Genomic DNA, 14,964 nt, shown 5'->3' on the forward strand with positions numbered 1-14,964 from the left:
AAAGGCAGTCTGTGGTTAATTAATCACGCTGCTTTTTGTTTACGCATTTTTTTGCGAATGAAAATTGTTATTAAGCTAGCAAGCATAGTATAATAGTTTAATGTATCGGTATTTGACTATGAAAGGATGCACAATATGATAACTGAATTAGCAGCGATGCTCCAAAGTCGCTTTGGCATTACGTTTAGAAACCAAGATTTACTGGCAGAAGCTTTTACCCAAGCGTCGTACGTGAATGAACATCAAGATCAAAAATTGAAATTTTACGAACGGGTCGAATTTTTGGGAGATGCCGTCTTGGAATTAATTGTTTCCGAGTATTTATACAAACGGTATAAAGACATGCCCCAAGGTAAGTTGACTCGCTTACGGGCAGCAATGGTTTGTGAAGATAGCTTTGCTAGCTTTGCCCGCGAGTGCGACTTTCCCCAATATATCCGTCTCGGTAAGGGTGAACAAAAAGCCCGTGCTTGGGAACGTGATTCATTACTATGTGATATTTTTGAATCATTTGTGGGGGCCTTGTATTTAGATCAAGGTCGCGCCCCAGTACAAAAATTTGTGGAAACGGTCATTTTTCCGAAATTGGATGAAGGCCGTTTTGATGGCGTCTTTGATTACAAGACCACGTTACAAGAATTCTTGCAACAAGATGGTGATGTCGAAATCGACTATCAACTTGTTGAACAAGATGGTCCCGCTAACGAACGGTCTTACGAAATTTCGGTGGCCGCTAATGGCAAGAAGATTGGTTCCGGCTGGGGTCATTCGAAAAAAGAAGCTGAACAAAGTGCGGCGCGGCAAGCGTACTCACAATTGCAACAACAAAACGATTAATACTTACAGGAAGTTTGTGTCGAATGCAACTTAAATCATTAACCATCAGCGGATTCAAGTCCTTTGCTGATAAAACCAAAATTGATTTTCAATCTGGCATGACTGGCATTGTCGGCCCAAACGGTAGCGGTAAAAGTAACATCATTGAAGCGATTCGCTGGGTGTTAGGTGAGCAGGCCGTCAAAAGTTTACGTGGTACTAAGATGACCGATGTCATTTTTGCGGGTTCAGCGAATCGCAAACCGCTAAATATGGCTAAAGTCACGATTGTTTTTGACAATAGTGATCACTTTTTACCGCTCGACTATGCCGAAGTCAGTATCACGCGGAAGCTCTTTCGCAATGGCGACAGTGAATATTTGATTAATAATCAAGCATGTCGTTTAAAAGATATTATGAATTTAATGGTGGATACTGGTCTTGGAAAAGAGTCATTTTCCATCATTTCACAGGGCCGCGTTGAAGCAGTTTTTAATGCTAAACCAGAAGATCGTCGTAGCATTATTGAAGATGTGGCGGGGGTCTTGAAATACAAGAAAGACAAACAGACGACGGAAACCAAATTGGCCGAAACGACTGATTATTTGGACCGAGTCAATGATATTATCGCTGAACTGACGCAACAAAAAGAACCACTTGCTGAACAGGCCAGTTTGGCGCGTGATTATCAAGATCAGAAACAAAAATATGATTATTTAGATCGGTCGCGGTTGGTGAAAAAGCTGACGGTGGCGCATGACCAATTGGTTGGGGTGAACGAAAAGTTAGCCCAAGCTAAGGCGTTGATGCAAGACTATCGGCGGCAAAGTGAAGCCGGCGCAACGAAACTGGCAACTTTAAAGTTGCAGCAATCTGCCCAACTTAAAGCCAAGGATGTTTTAGCCGCCAAAAATTTGGAACTCACTAAGACCATTGAAAACACACAAGGGCAGCAAGGTGTCGATGCCGAACGTCGGCAAAATCAACAAGCCACGCAAACGCGGCTGGAAGCTGATTTAGCAACCGCCAAAGCCCAAGTGGCTAATTTGACAGCACAACAAACTCAGCTGGACCAACAGTTAGCTGATCAGCAAGCGCAAGTTAAAAGCTTACAAGCAGAGGTTACAGCATTAACCACGGCGACCAGTGAAGCCGGTCGTCAACAGTTAGCCGATCAATTGACCAGTTTGCGGAATGCCTATATTGACGAAAAACAAGTTCAAGCCGAACTGAATAACGAAGCGAAAAACTTAACGAAACAACATCAACAAACTGGGAGCCAAACCGATGCCTTAGCGCAACGGATTGTGCAAGCTCAGGCTCAATTGAAGCAAGCTGAAACAACGGTGAATGTTCAAAATCGCGATCAAAGTCAATTAGCCAATCAAGTTGCCATGCAACAACAAACGTTGCAACAACAACGTGAGCAGTTAAAAGCTACACAACTCAAGATTGACGATCAGCAACAACGCTGGTTGTCAGCGGCCGGTTTGAAAGAAAAGGCCAAGTCACAGTTGGAAGCGTTGCAAGCACTACAGGATCGTTATACCAATTACTACGCAGGCGTTCGAGCAGTATTGCAACATCGGCAGTCATTTCCTGGAATCGCGGGGGCCGTATCAGAACTCTTAACGGTTCCCGCTGACTATGCTAAGGCGATTGAATTGGCTTTGGGTGGGCAATTGCAAAATGTGGTCTGTGATACGCAAGCGACCGTTAAGCAAGTTGTGGCCTTTTTGAACCAGAATCAAGCTGGCCGGGCAACCTTCTTACCTTTAGAACGGATGCAGGCTCGACAATTACCCGTTGCTACTGAACGGGCTTTAGCTAGTCAACCAGGTGTCATTGGGGTTGCTAGTGAGTTAGTGAGTGCGGATCCACAATTTACCGCGATTAAACGGTATTTGTTAGGCACCACAGTGATTGTGGATACATTGACTCATGCGCAAGCAATTTCACAAACGCGCCAGTTTCGTTGTAAATTAGTAACGTTAAATGGCGAAGTGGTTGCGAGTGGTGGGGCTGTTACTGGTGGTCGTAATCGTCATGATAACCAAGGCCCACTGCAACAACAGGCGCAAGCTGAACAATTGGCTAAAGACATTGATCAAATGCAGGCCAGCTTAGTGACCTATGAACAAGCCTTAGCCAAGTCGAAACAAGCGGCGCAAGATTTAACCGCGCAAGTCGAAACGACTCAGCAACGCTTAACGGACTTGAAGGATCAATTGAGTCAAGTTCAAGCCCAATTGCAAGCGGCACAAGCGAGCCAGCAACAATTGGCACGCCAAGTCAAAGCATTGGTTTACGAGCAAGAACAACGGGCGGGCGAAGCTGATAGTTATGATGATCAAGTGGCCAAAAATCAGGCGGCGATTGAAGCAAACACCCGTAAATTGGCCGATTATCAACAACAAATGACCACGGTTGAACAACAACAAAATGATTACGACCAGTATCAAAAAGACCAAGCTGGTAAACTGCAAGCTAAACGAGAAACGTTGGTCACACTAAAAGAACGGTGTAAACAAACCCAACAACAGGTTAGCCAATGTGCTGAACAGTTGCGTGACCAACAAGCGGCTCAAAGTCAGGCAGAAGCGGCTTTAACGACGGTGCAAGACGCCTTAAATACGCAACAACTCTCCGTTAAAGAACGCGATGCCCTGTTAACCAAAGCTAAAGCAGAACAAGTCAAGGTTGTGGCTGAACAAGAACAAGTTCAAACGAGCTTGACGCAACTAAATGATGAGGTCGCCACTTTAACTGATCAGCAAACTCGGACACAGCAATTAGCCGCTGCGGCGACTGATGATTATCGCCGCTTAGAATTAAGTCAAACCAAATTAACGGGTGAGATTGAGCATGCGACGGCTGATCTGAATGAGAAGTATCAGTTAACAGTGGAGGCTGCTCAAGCTGACGTTAGTGATCTTGAACTATCAGCAATCGCGGAACAGTTGAAGCTCTTGAAACGAGGGTTAGATGAGATCGGCACGGTCAATTTAGGTGCGATTGATGAATATGATCGGGTGAGTCAACGATTCGATTTCTTAAACGATCAAGCGGTTGATTTGAAAGCCTCAAAAGAGCACCTACTTCAAACGATGGCTGATCTAGATGAAACCGTGGTTACCCGCTTTAAGACCGCATTTGATCAAGTGGCTCGTGAATTCAGCCAAATTTTTGGTCAAATGTTTGGCGGTGGGAAAGCCGAATTGATTTTAACCGACCCCGATAATTTATTAACGAGTGGGGTCGATATTATGGCACAGCCACCTGGTAAGAAGTTCCAACGGTTGAGTTTATTATCCGGTGGTGAGCGGGCGTTAACGGCCATTACGTTGTTATTTGCGATTTTGGCAGTTCGACCAGTGCCATTTAGTATTTTGGATGAAGCCGAAGCGGCGTTAGATGATGCCAACGTCGATCGCTTTAGTCAATATTTGAATGATTTTCAAAATGAGACCCAATTTGTCATCATTACCCACCGTAAGGGAACGATGGTACATGCTAACGTCTTATATGGGGTCACGATGGAAGAGTCTGGGGTCTCGAAGATGGTTTCTGTTTCATTGGATGAGTTAAAAGATCAAACCACCACCTCATAACAAAGGAGTGTATTAATATATGGGATTATTTAGCCGCTTAAAAGAAGCTTTTAGCCAACCAGAATCGGCTGCTGAGTCACAAACTAGCCAAGCTAATAGTGAAGCTGTTGTTAGTGAATCGGTTGCCAGTCAAGCTGTTGAAAGTGCCACTAGTACGGCACCCGTTGCCAGTGAAACGGTCGTTGCCGAATCCGAGGCAGCACCAGTTAGTGCGCAGTCAGAAGCGACGAGTTCAGTACCAACGAGTGCCGAGAGCTCAGCCGCACCAATGAGTGCCGAAAGCACGGCACCAGTAACGAGTACCGAAAGTGAAGCACCAAGTATTGCTAGTGAAGCGACCAGTCATGAATTAACCGCAACGGAAAGTATGGCGGCACGGATTAAGAGCGCTCAAGCTAGCGTTGCCGCAGCCAATGCCAGTCTTGCTGCTGGCCCAATTTCTGCTGAAACAGCTTCCGCAACGCCTGCTTCTAGTGCACCAGCGAGTGCGACTGAAGCTGCTGTTTCGACCGCACCAGTAGTTGACTCCGCTGAAGTGGCAGAAAGCACGCCAGAACCAACGGAAGCCCAACGTTATGACGAAGGCTTGAAGAAATCACGGCAAACATTTGGGGCACGAATTAACGCCTTTTTAGCCAATTTCCGACATGTTGATGAAGCGTTCTTTGACGATTTGGAAGATACGTTAATCGAATCTGATGTGGGTTACGAAACTGCCATGCGGATCAGCGAAGAATTACGTGATGAAGTGAAGCTACAAAATGCCAAGAGCAAAAAAGATATTTCTAGCGTTATTGTTGAGAAACTAGTCGATATGTATGGCGAAGCCGGTGAGGGTGAAGACAATTCCATTCACATGGCGACATCTGGTCCAACCGTCATTTTGTTTGTCGGCGTCAATGGGGCCGGTAAAACGACGACCATTGGGAAAATGGCGAACATGTACAAGCAACAAGGTAAGAAAGTCTTGTTAGCAGCCTGTGATACGTTTAGAGCCGGCGCTATTCAACAATTACAAGTCTGGGGACAACGTGACGGTGTTGACGTCGTCGCGGGTCCTGAAAAGAGTGACCCAGCTTCAGTTTGTTTTGATGCGGTTAAGAAAGCCAAAGCCGAAGATTACGACATCTTATTTGTTGATACTGCCGGTCGGTTGCAAAATAAGGTTAACTTGATGAATGAACTGGAAAAGATCAAACGGGTCATTACGCGGGAACTACCAGAAGCACCACACGAAGTCTTGTTGGTCTTAGACGCAACGACTGGACAAAATGCCTTGAACCAAGCCAAGTTGTTTAAACAATCAACTGATGTGACCGGGATTGTCTTAACGAAGCTTGATGGAACGGCTCGTGGGGGGATTGTGTTAGCGATCCGTAATGAACTCCATCTGGTGGTCAAATACGTTGGATTAGGTGAAAAGGTCACCGATTTACGACCATTCAATGCCAACGACTTTGTCTACGGGTTATTTAAAGACGTCATTACGGCATAATTAGTGATGAAACGGTTTTTCGGTTAACGGAAGACCGTTTTCATTTTTTATGGCGAAATCGCGTTAGTTGGTTGACGTGACGGGGAAAAATCGGTACTCTAAGTTAGTATGCAGTCACGCAATCGTGACCGAAGGAGCAAGCGATGGAAATTGAAAAAAATTATCGAATCAACTCCCTATTTGAATTTTATGAACCACTACTAACGAATAAACAAAAAGTTTATATTCAGTTATACTATGGTGATGATTATTCTTTAGGCGAGATTGCCGCCGAGTTTTCGGTGTCACGGCAAGCGGTTTACGATAATATCAAGCGAACCGAAAAGATTTTAGAAGGTTACGAAGCCAAACTCCATTTGTATCAGGCGTTTGTGGAACGTAACGAACAAGTCGATGCGATTTCGGCGTACATTCAGCAACACTATCATGGTGATGCGGATTTAATGAAAATGATTCAACAACTAGTCAACTTAGAAGCTGACTCAGAATAAAAAGTAAAGGTTAGGTGACTCTGATGGCATTTGAAGGCCTAACAGAGCGTTTACAAAACGCAATGACCAATCTCCGTCGGAAGGGGAAGGTCTCAGAAAGTGACTTACGGCAAACCATGCGGGAAATCCGTTTAGCTTTGCTGGAAGCCGATGTTAACTTTACCGTGGTTAAGGATTTCGTGAAAACGGTCCGCGAACGCGCGTTGGGGGCGAAAGTCCTCGAAGGGTTAAATCCAGCCCAACAAATCGTCAAGATTGTTGACGAAGAATTAACGAAGACGATGGGGGAAACGGCAGTGCCGTTGAACCAATCTGACAAGATTCCAACGATCATTATGATGGCTGGGCTCCAAGGGGCCGGTAAAACGACCACCGTTGGGAAGCTCGCTTTAAAGCTGAAAAATGAACAAAATGCGCGACCAATGATGATTGCGGCCGATATTTACCGGCCAGCCGCCATTGAACAGTTACAACAAGTTGGGTCACAAATTGACGTGCCTGTTTTCCAATTAGGCACCGATGTTGATCCGGTTGAAATTGTGCGGCAAGGGTTAGCGCAAGCCAAAGAAAATCACAATGACTATGTCTTCATTGATACCGCTGGTCGTTTGCAAATTGACGAACAGTTGATGGAAGAATTGGCCAATATTAAAGCTCTGGCTCATCCTGATGAAATCCTCTTGGTAATCGATGCCATGACCGGTCAAAATGCCGTCAACACCGCCCAAGGGTTTGATGACAAGCTTGATGTGACTGGGGTTGTCTTAACCAAGTTAGATGGGGATACCCGTGGTGGGGCCGCCTTATCAATTCGTGCTGTGACTGGGAAACCAATCAAGTTCGTTGGTCAAGGTGAAAAAATGACTGATTTGGATGTCTTCCATCCAGATCGAATGGCTAACCGGATCTTGGGCATGGGTGACATGATGACCTTGATCGAAAAGGCCCAACAACAGTTCGATGAAAAACAAGCTGAAGAAATGAACATGAAGATTCAAGAAAACAGCTTTGATTTTAATGATTTCATCGATCAACTCGATCAAGTTGAAAAAATGGGTAGCATGGAAGACATCATGAAGATGATTCCTGGGATGGCCAACAATCCAGCCATGAAGAATATGAACATGGACCCCAAAGATATGGGGCACGTGCGGGCCATTATTTACTCTATGACTGCGCAAGAACGGGTTGATCCTGATTTGTTGAACCCTTCGCGTCGTCGTCGGATTGCGGCTGGTTCTGGTCGACCAATTCATGAAGTGAACCGGATGATCAAGCAATTTAATCAGACGAAGAAAATGATGAACCAAATGTCCAAAGGTAACTTTGCTGGCATGGAAGGCCTGATGGGCGGCGCTGGTGGTGGCGGTATCGGTGGCAAGATGCAACAAATGGCCATGAAGCGGATGGTTCGTCAGACCAAGAAGAAAAAACAAAAGCGTTTAGCCAAGGCCATGCGCCGTCGGAAGCGTTAATTTAAAACATTTTTTAGCCTGTCAAGAAAAAGTCCTTTACAAGCTATTGATTTACTGGTATATTATTACCTGTTAAAGAATTCGGGAGGTGTTTAAATGTCAGTCAAGATTCGTTTAAAGCGGATGGGTTCTAAGAAAAATCCATTTTACCGGATTGTTGTCGCTGATTCACGTTCACCACGTGATGGTCGTTTTATCGCCCAAGTCGGCACATACAACCCACTTACAGAACCAGCCCAAGTTAAACTTGAAGAGGAAGATATCCTCGGTTGGTTAAACAATGGTGCCCAACCTTCAGATACGGTTAAGAATATCTTATCTAAAGCCGGTGTCATGAAGAAGTACCACGAAGCTAAGTTCACTAAATAATAAAGCGGTAATAGATCATGGCAGATATTAAAGCTTTAATCATTACAGTCGTGACACCATTGGTTCAATATCCAGCTGATATTGCGGTTAGTTTCAAAGAAACCAATCGTTACTTAGAATATAACTTAACGGTTAATCCTGAGGATATCGGTCGGGTGATTGGTCGCCAAGGTCGAGTTGCTTCGGCAATTCGCACGATTGTGTATAGTGTCCGAGTTTCAGGACCTAAACGTGTTCGTCTTACGATCGAAGATGGACAGAAAAAAAACTCTTGAGCGAAGCAGCGATGTTTTGTTTAAGAGCTTTTTTATTACCATAACTAAAGGTTGAAAATAATTATGGCGATAGAAGCCTTACTGGTATTGGTCTGAGTGATGCTAAATTGGTCACCTACGTCAGTCAGCGATTCTGCCGGCGGTGGGGACCGGTTCCAGCCAAAGGACGGGCTTCCACCTCGCTTTTGAGCCTAGCCAAAACCACTAGTCTCAAAAGTCGTCTACATCGTAAAGTCCGGCAAAAGCACCCGGACTAACGGTGTCGTCACGGCCAGCGCCATCACTGGCTGACTTCGGTTATATCGCAGATGTTAAATAGTTTTGTGATCACGAAGATAACCGAGAGTGAGCGCACATTGAGCCCAGCCATGGGAGTCTCTTAGCGATTTATCGCTTAGAGCGTGGCGTTTTTGAAACGCGGGTTAGGCGGTTCAAAACGATGGTTCAGACCGCACTTTGGCTGAACCGGTCCACCCACAGGGTTCCGGCTCAATGTGGGCGAACGGTAGGTGGCAAGTATGACTAGTCTTGGCCGTTAAATACTTGTCATATCAACGATTATTGTTAAAAAGTATCTTTCAACCTTTATTACCATAACAATTTATCAATTTTTGAGGAGGCTAATATATGGATTACTATCGCGTTGGGACATTAGTGAATACTCACGGGATTCGGGGTGAAGTTAAAGTTGTCGTCATCACCGATTTTCCTGAAAAACGGTTTGCTAAGGGTCAAAAAGTCACGTTATTTAAAGATGTTGATGCCACAACAGGTGGCGTTTCGATGACGATTTCAAAGTCACGCGAACAAAAAGGACTCTTTTTCCTGACATTTAAAGGGTTCGACAACATTAATGACGTTGAAAAATATAAAGGCTGGACCATTAAAGTGGCCGCTGAAACCTTGCATGATTTACCAGAAGGTGAATACTATTATCACGAAATTGTCGGCTTAAAAGTTGTCACGACTGATGGTGAGACGTTGGGTAAGATTAAAGAAATCTTGTCTCCAGGCGCTAATGATGTCTGGGTCGTACAACGCGACCATGGTCAAAGTGATGTTTTATTGCCAAAGATCCCGCAAGTGATTAAAAATGTCGATATCGAGGCTGGCCAAGTGACGGTAGAACTCATGGAAGGGTTGATCGATTAATGCGGATTGATATTTTAAGCTTATTCCCGCAGATGTTCGATGGTCCGTTGCACACATCAATGATCGGAAACGCCGTCAATGACCAGAAAATCGACATTGGCGTGACCGACTTCCGCGATTACACCACGGATAAACATAATCATGTTGATGATTATCCTTATGGTGGTGGTGCCGGAATGTTACTTCAACCACAACCGATCTTTGATGCTCTAGCGAATGTACAAACGAAGCATCCTGAAAAGGGTCGCGTTATTTTGCTTGATCCGGCTGGGTATCAATTTAACCAAAGTGTGGCTGAAGACTTTGCTAAAGAAGATCATTTAACGTTTATCTGTGGTCACTATGAAGGCTACGATGAACGGATTCGCTCGCTCGTGACTGACGAAGTTTCGTTAGGGGACTATGTCCTAACTGGTGGCGAACTTGGTGCGATGGTGATGATTGACGCGACGGTGCGTTTGATTCCTGGTGTTTTAGGTAATGCCGAATCAGCGCCCGGTGACTCATTCTCATCTGGTTTATTGGAATACCCTCAATATACGCGACCAGCTGATTTTCGTGGGATGAAAGTGCCAGATATCTTGTTAAGCGGTGACCATGGTAAGATTGATGACTGGCGGCTGGAACAAGCCTTAAAACGGACGTATGAACGGCGACCAGACATGTTAACTGGATTAGATTTATCAGTTAAAGCACGACAAATGTTGGCGGATATTAAAGCCGATGCCGACGAAGCTTAAAGAAGGCTTGCACTGATAATTAGGATATGGTATTCTATTTATTGGCTGTTAATGCCCATAAACGACATTCCGCTGACCAAAGCTGTCACGAATATCGGCGAAAGGAAGATATATTATGCGTCAAAATCAATTAATCGAAAAACTTACTTCAGAACAACTACGGACTGATATTCCTGATTTCCGTCCTGGTGACACTGTTCGGGTTCATGCCCGCGTTGTCGAAGGTACCCGCGAACGTATCCAATTGTTCGAAGGTGTTGTTATCAAGCGTCATGGTTCAGGTATCAGCGAAACCTATACTGTTCGTAAGATCAGTAACGGTGTCGGTGTTGAACGTACTTTCCCATTACACACCCCACGGGTTGCTTCAATTGATGTTATCCGCGAAGGTCGTGTCCGTCGTGCTAAGTTATACTACTTACGTGACTTACATGGTAAGGCCGCTCGTATCCCAGAACGTCGCCGTAACTAATTTAGATCATTTAAGCTTAATTGCGTAACTGTCGTTGCGAATTAGGTTAGGCCGTCTTAACTGTTTAACAGTTAGGGCGGTTTTTTTGTTAGTTAATAACCAGGTTTAATGGAACATTGCCTAAATAGCACTAAACGTTACACGCGTATAATGATGGCGTTGAAGATCGTGTTCAATGGTTAAATCAGGTATACTTACTAGGTAAAGGGGGATTTACTATGCAAGAAAAATCAGTGTTTCATATTAATGGCTACGTCGGCTTAGTATTGGCCGTATTGTTCGTGCTAGGTGGTGGTTGGTTAATCTGGTCAGGCGCGACTGATGATCATATTGTTAGTGTGTTCTTAGGGGCGTTATTGATTGTGATTGCAGCGTTTGGGGCCAGTTCACTGACGATTGTTGGGCCGAACCAAGCTAAGGTTTTAACGTTTTTTGGGAAGTACATTGGGACCATTCGTGACTCGGGATTGTTTATGACCGTGCCGCTAACGTATAAATTTGCGATTTCATTGCGTGTTCGGAACTTTAATAGTGCGATTTTAAAGGTCAATGATTTACGTGGAAATCCGATTGAAATTGCGGCCGTAATTGTGTTTAAAGTGGTCGATACGAGTACAGCTTTATTTGCAGTCGATGACTATGAACAATTTGTGGAGATTCAAAGTGAGTCGGCGGTTCGTCACGTGGCTTCTGAATATCCGTATGACACGTTTGATGATGCAAAGAAGATTACCCTCCGGAGTAATCCAACGGAAGTCTCCGACCGTTTAACCGCCGAATTACAAGAACGGTTGAATGTGGCCGGCGTTGAAATTGTGGAAACGCGCTTGACCCACTTGGCTTACGCGACTGAAATTGCTAGTGCGATGTTACAGCGGCAACAATCATCGGCCATTTTATCGGCACGGAAAGTGATCGTTGAAGGGGCGGTTTCTATTACCGAAGAGACGTTGAAACGGTTAGAGAAAGATACCAATATGCAGATTTCGGATGATCAGAAGGTCCAATTGATGAATAATCTCATGGTCACCATTATTTCAGAACGTGGGACGCAGCCGATGATTAATACATCTAATGTGAAGTAAGCATATTAAGATAAAACGATAGAGAACCGATGCTTTGAGGCATGTGGTTCTTTTTTTGATAGTTATTAGTCCCACTGTGTTACAATGTAACACAAGGAGGCGGTACTGATGGCAACGATTACGGTACGTGTTAATGATGACGAAAAAGCTTGGCTACAATATATGGCCGAGTTTTATGGCATTTCACTCTCAGCTTTATTGGTAAAATATTCGATTAAAGACTTAGAAGATGAGTACGATCGGCAAACGGCACAAGTTGCGCATAAGAAGTGGCTTGATGACAATCAGCGGACTGTCTCAATGGGCGAAATCATGCGTGAATTTAGCAGTGGAGACGACTGATGGTTAAGCATTATCGTTTAGTTTTTACGCGACTAGCACAAAAACAATTAAGAAAATTAGATAAATATCAGGCACGGTTAATCGTTGAGTGGTTATATGCTAATATTGACGGTACAGATGATCCTTATCAAAGTGGTAAAGGGTTGACTGCCAATCGCAGTGGCCAATGGCGTTATCGGATTGGCCAATATCGTGTCATTTGTGAAATTAACGATGAACAGTTGGTTATTACTGCCATTAATAGTGGGCATCGTCGTCGAATTTATGATGAATAAACCAATATTTTTGATTGTATTTGATTTAATGACAATTTAGGCATACAAATAGGGAGTCGCTCATGATGGCGACTCCCTATTGCTGTATTAATGATAAATTAAAATTTGCATGTTGAAACTAAAACCCATTCGCCATATTTGTACTTATAGGTATACATTTTAGTTTCAGTCATTTTGTCCCATTCGTGGTGAGTAGGGTAGACGTGTGAGCCGTAATCAAAGATAATTTTTGATGTTTGATTAGGTGAATAGTCTGACAAGGTACAGTGTGTCTCCGTATCGTAGAAAGTATTGCCATTGCCTAAGTTTTTATTTTCAACGCGATAGCCGTGAAAACTCTTGTAAAGTGGTGTCTGGACCTTATAGATACCCATTTTGAACCAACTGGCATCGTTATATTTTTTGTTGACCATGTAGGTATAATGGCCACCATTGGTATTATACTTTCCTGATTGCAGTACCCAGCTGTAGTTAACGTCCCAATGGCTTAATTTATAGTGAGAGCCTGCTTTTACTTTATAGGTGGCAACTTTTTTGTCCCATGGCTTATTACTAAGTTTATAAACAGTGACATCCTTTTTCAATGTTACCCAATGGCTTGTTTTCCAGTAGGATGCGAGTGCATGAGCTGGTTGTGGTTTTTGAAATGCAATAAATAATGACAGTGTTGTGATAATAATCGTTGCGAAGTTAATCATCTTTTTCATTTAATAGATTCCCCTAAAATAGTTTGTTATATAACAATCCCCGTAACGTATTCCTTTTATATTAAAACGGCCTCCATTTATAGTGTCAATATTCATTATATCGATGATAAATTCAAGCGTCTATAATATTAGTAATATTGACATTAGCAATCACAAACAAAAAAGCGAGCCCAGAAGGTTTCACTTCCAAGCTCGCTTGATGAGTTAAAGATTCAAATCCGTATTATAGTTCAAGGGTGACAAATCCGTACTAGTCGTAATCAATTCAGCGGTCAATTGTTGCATCGCCGTCAACGCAATCTCAGCGGCCTTAGCGTTAGCTTCAGTTAACGTGGTGGTCAACTGGTCACCAGTCATCTTAGCCACGGCTGCATCGGTTTCAATCAAATGGTGTCCCAATTGAATGGCCAACTCTTTTTGCACATCGGCTAAGCGACCATGTAGTTGATGATAGTGGGCATCGACCAAAACGCCGACCAATTTAAAGATCCAGTAGGCCGATGTTGGATCGTACTTCTCAGTGGCAACTTGATAGGCGGCCGGGGTATCATCTACGTTGGCAAAGAAAGGCACGTAAACACTTTCGGCGGAAACGCCCATCGCTAACCAGTGAATCCCTTGTCGTCCGACGGGCATGTCTGGACGAAGTTGCAAGACATGTGATTCTTGCGTCTTTGCCAAACTGATCGGTCGGTAACGATGCTTGTCAGCATCACTGCCACTGCCAACGGGATCAAATGGTGTGCCTTCATAATGGGATGCCAAGTAATGTTGAACTTCATCCACATGAATCAAACGGTTTGCACGTTGGATAAACGGCAAGTCGAATGATTCAGGATCTTGGTCGACTTCTGGCGTAAAGTAACGTTGGCCGTCCCAAACACGGGGTGTGTTGTAATGTTGATCGGATAGATCACGTGTGCCAAAGACATCTCGGAAATTAAAGCCGTTTGAGGTATCAGCTAAATCATGGTCCACGACAAAGTCCCGAATGCCACTGGCAAACAAGTAATTTTCGTGATCGGCGATGTCAATTTCTTGAATCGCGAGTTGATTGGCAACAACGGCGTAAGCATCATCAGGAATCCGTTGTGCGACCCAGTAATGGCCGGCACCAGTTTCCATGTACCAAACTTCATCATCGTCGCTAAAAAGAATCCCATTCGTTTCGTAAGTCCCTTTAGTCTCAACGATCTGGCCTAACCGTTCAACGCCTTCACGGGCTGAACGAATGTAGGGGAGCACGACAGTAACCATTGCTTCTTCACCGATCCCATCTTGTACATAAGGATCAGCGGCGAGGACCCGGGCGTTGCAATAAGCACTTTCAGTCGCACTCATGGCAACGCCATATTCGTTAATGCCATCTTCTTCAAACAGCCCATATTTGGCAGTCCATTCAGGGGTGGCGGTATATTTGGCGCGAATCTTAGGTAAAGTCATGGTAAATGGGTGATCAGCGTCTGATGAAGTAAATAGTTGTGGTTCGTCGAATTCTTGATGCGGATGGACCACAAATTTCTTGGCCCACGCCGCTCGCGAATCTTCATTACGACCAATCAGGGTCGAACCATCGGCCGTGGCGTTTTTACCGACTAAAATACTGGTACAAGCAGAGTAAGGATTAAATTGATGCGTGAGCATAGGGTGCCTTCTTTC

15 protein-coding genes are annotated in these 14,964 nt (G+C 44.2%); 13 read left to right on the forward strand and 2 right to left on the reverse strand.

The window, feature by feature from the left end; all coding sequences use genetic code 11:
• The first annotated feature begins 135 nt into the window (after window positions 1-135).
• From rnc to FFM84_RS01415, 13 genes are all read left to right on the forward strand, one after another.
• Window positions 136-837 carry a ribonuclease III gene (gene rnc, locus FFM84_RS01355; protein ID WP_130843788.1) on the forward strand — a complete coding sequence of 234 codons (702 nt, stop codon included), beginning with the start codon at window positions 136-138 and terminating at the stop codon, window positions 835-837.
• Window positions 838-860: 23 nt separating this feature from the next.
• A complete protein-coding gene (gene smc / locus FFM84_RS01360) occupies window positions 861-4,427 on the forward strand; it encodes a chromosome segregation protein SMC (RefSeq protein WP_130843787.1) in 3,567 nt (1,188 codons plus the stop codon).
• Between the two features lie 19 nt (window positions 4,428-4,446).
• Window positions 4,447-5,922 carry a signal recognition particle-docking protein FtsY gene (gene ftsY / locus FFM84_RS01365; protein ID WP_130843786.1) on the forward strand — a complete coding sequence of 492 codons (1,476 nt, stop codon included), beginning with the start codon at window positions 4,447-4,449 and terminating at the stop codon, window positions 5,920-5,922.
• A gap of 143 nt (window positions 5,923-6,065) precedes the next feature.
• Window positions 6,066-6,413 (forward strand): putative DNA-binding protein, encoded by a 348-nt coding sequence (locus FFM84_RS01370; protein WP_130843785.1) that lies wholly within the window; start codon window positions 6,066-6,068, stop codon window positions 6,411-6,413.
• Between the two features lie 23 nt (window positions 6,414-6,436).
• Window positions 6,437-7,888, forward strand: coding sequence for a signal recognition particle protein (ffh, locus tag FFM84_RS01375; protein ID WP_130843784.1), 1,452 nt, complete (start codon window positions 6,437-6,439; stop codon window positions 7,886-7,888).
• Window positions 7,889-7,984: 96 nt separating this feature from the next.
• Window positions 7,985-8,257 carry a 30S ribosomal protein S16 gene (rpsP, locus tag FFM84_RS01380; protein WP_130843783.1) on the forward strand — a complete coding sequence of 91 codons (273 nt, stop codon included), beginning with the start codon at window positions 7,985-7,987 and terminating at the stop codon, window positions 8,255-8,257.
• Window positions 8,258-8,274: 17 nt separating this feature from the next.
• Window positions 8,275-8,532 (forward strand): RNA-binding protein KhpA, encoded by a 258-nt coding sequence (gene khpA / locus FFM84_RS01385; RefSeq protein ID WP_130843782.1) that lies wholly within the window; start codon window positions 8,275-8,277, stop codon window positions 8,530-8,532.
• Window positions 8,533-9,159: 627 nt separating this feature from the next.
• On the forward strand, window positions 9,160-9,684 hold the full coding sequence (gene rimM / locus FFM84_RS01390; protein ID WP_130843781.1) for a ribosome maturation factor RimM: 525 nt from the start codon (window positions 9,160-9,162) through the stop codon (window positions 9,682-9,684).
• Window positions 9,684-10,424, forward strand: coding sequence for a tRNA (guanosine(37)-N1)-methyltransferase TrmD (gene trmD, locus FFM84_RS01395; RefSeq protein WP_130843780.1), 741 nt, complete (start codon window positions 9,684-9,686; stop codon window positions 10,422-10,424). The genes rimM and trmD overlap by 1 nt, the downstream gene beginning before the upstream one ends.
• Window positions 10,425-10,539: 115 nt before the next feature.
• The gene (gene rplS / locus FFM84_RS01400) at window positions 10,540-10,896 is read left to right on the forward strand and encodes a 50S ribosomal protein L19 (protein ID WP_130843779.1); all 357 of its coding nucleotides are present in this window, start codon (window positions 10,540-10,542) and stop codon (window positions 10,894-10,896) included.
• A 218-nt stretch (window positions 10,897-11,114) separates the two neighbouring features.
• Window positions 11,115-11,981, forward strand: a complete 867-nt coding sequence (locus tag FFM84_RS01405) for an SPFH domain-containing protein (protein WP_130843778.1) — start codon at window positions 11,115-11,117, stop codon at window positions 11,979-11,981.
• A 108-nt stretch (window positions 11,982-12,089) separates the two neighbouring features.
• Window positions 12,090-12,323: a type II toxin-antitoxin system RelB family antitoxin gene (gene relB / locus FFM84_RS01410; protein WP_130843777.1), complete on the forward strand. Its 234-nt coding sequence runs from the start codon at window positions 12,090-12,092 to the stop codon at window positions 12,321-12,323.
• The gene (locus FFM84_RS01415; RefSeq protein ID WP_130843776.1) at window positions 12,323-12,598 is read left to right on the forward strand and encodes a type II toxin-antitoxin system RelE family toxin; all 276 of its coding nucleotides are present in this window, start codon (window positions 12,323-12,325) and stop codon (window positions 12,596-12,598) included. Before relB ends, FFM84_RS01415 begins: the two co-directional genes overlap by 1 nt.
• A gap of 98 nt (window positions 12,599-12,696) precedes the next feature.
• Here FFM84_RS01415 and FFM84_RS01420 read toward each other — a convergent pair whose 3' ends face one another.
• Window positions 12,697-13,305: a hypothetical protein gene (locus tag FFM84_RS01420; RefSeq protein ID WP_130843775.1), complete on the reverse strand. Its 609-nt coding sequence runs from the start codon at window positions 13,303-13,305 to the stop codon at window positions 12,697-12,699.
• A 204-nt stretch (window positions 13,306-13,509) separates the two neighbouring features.
• Window positions 13,510-14,949 (reverse strand): C69 family dipeptidase, encoded by a 1,440-nt coding sequence (locus FFM84_RS01425; RefSeq protein WP_130843774.1) that lies wholly within the window; start codon window positions 14,947-14,949, stop codon window positions 13,510-13,512.
• Window positions 14,950-14,964: the final 15 nt, after the last annotated feature.

Origin of the sequence: Lactiplantibacillus mudanjiangensis (assembly GCF_005405385.1) — a bacterium.
Classification (GTDB): domain Bacteria; phylum Bacillota; class Bacilli; order Lactobacillales; family Lactobacillaceae; genus Lactiplantibacillus; species Lactiplantibacillus mudanjiangensis.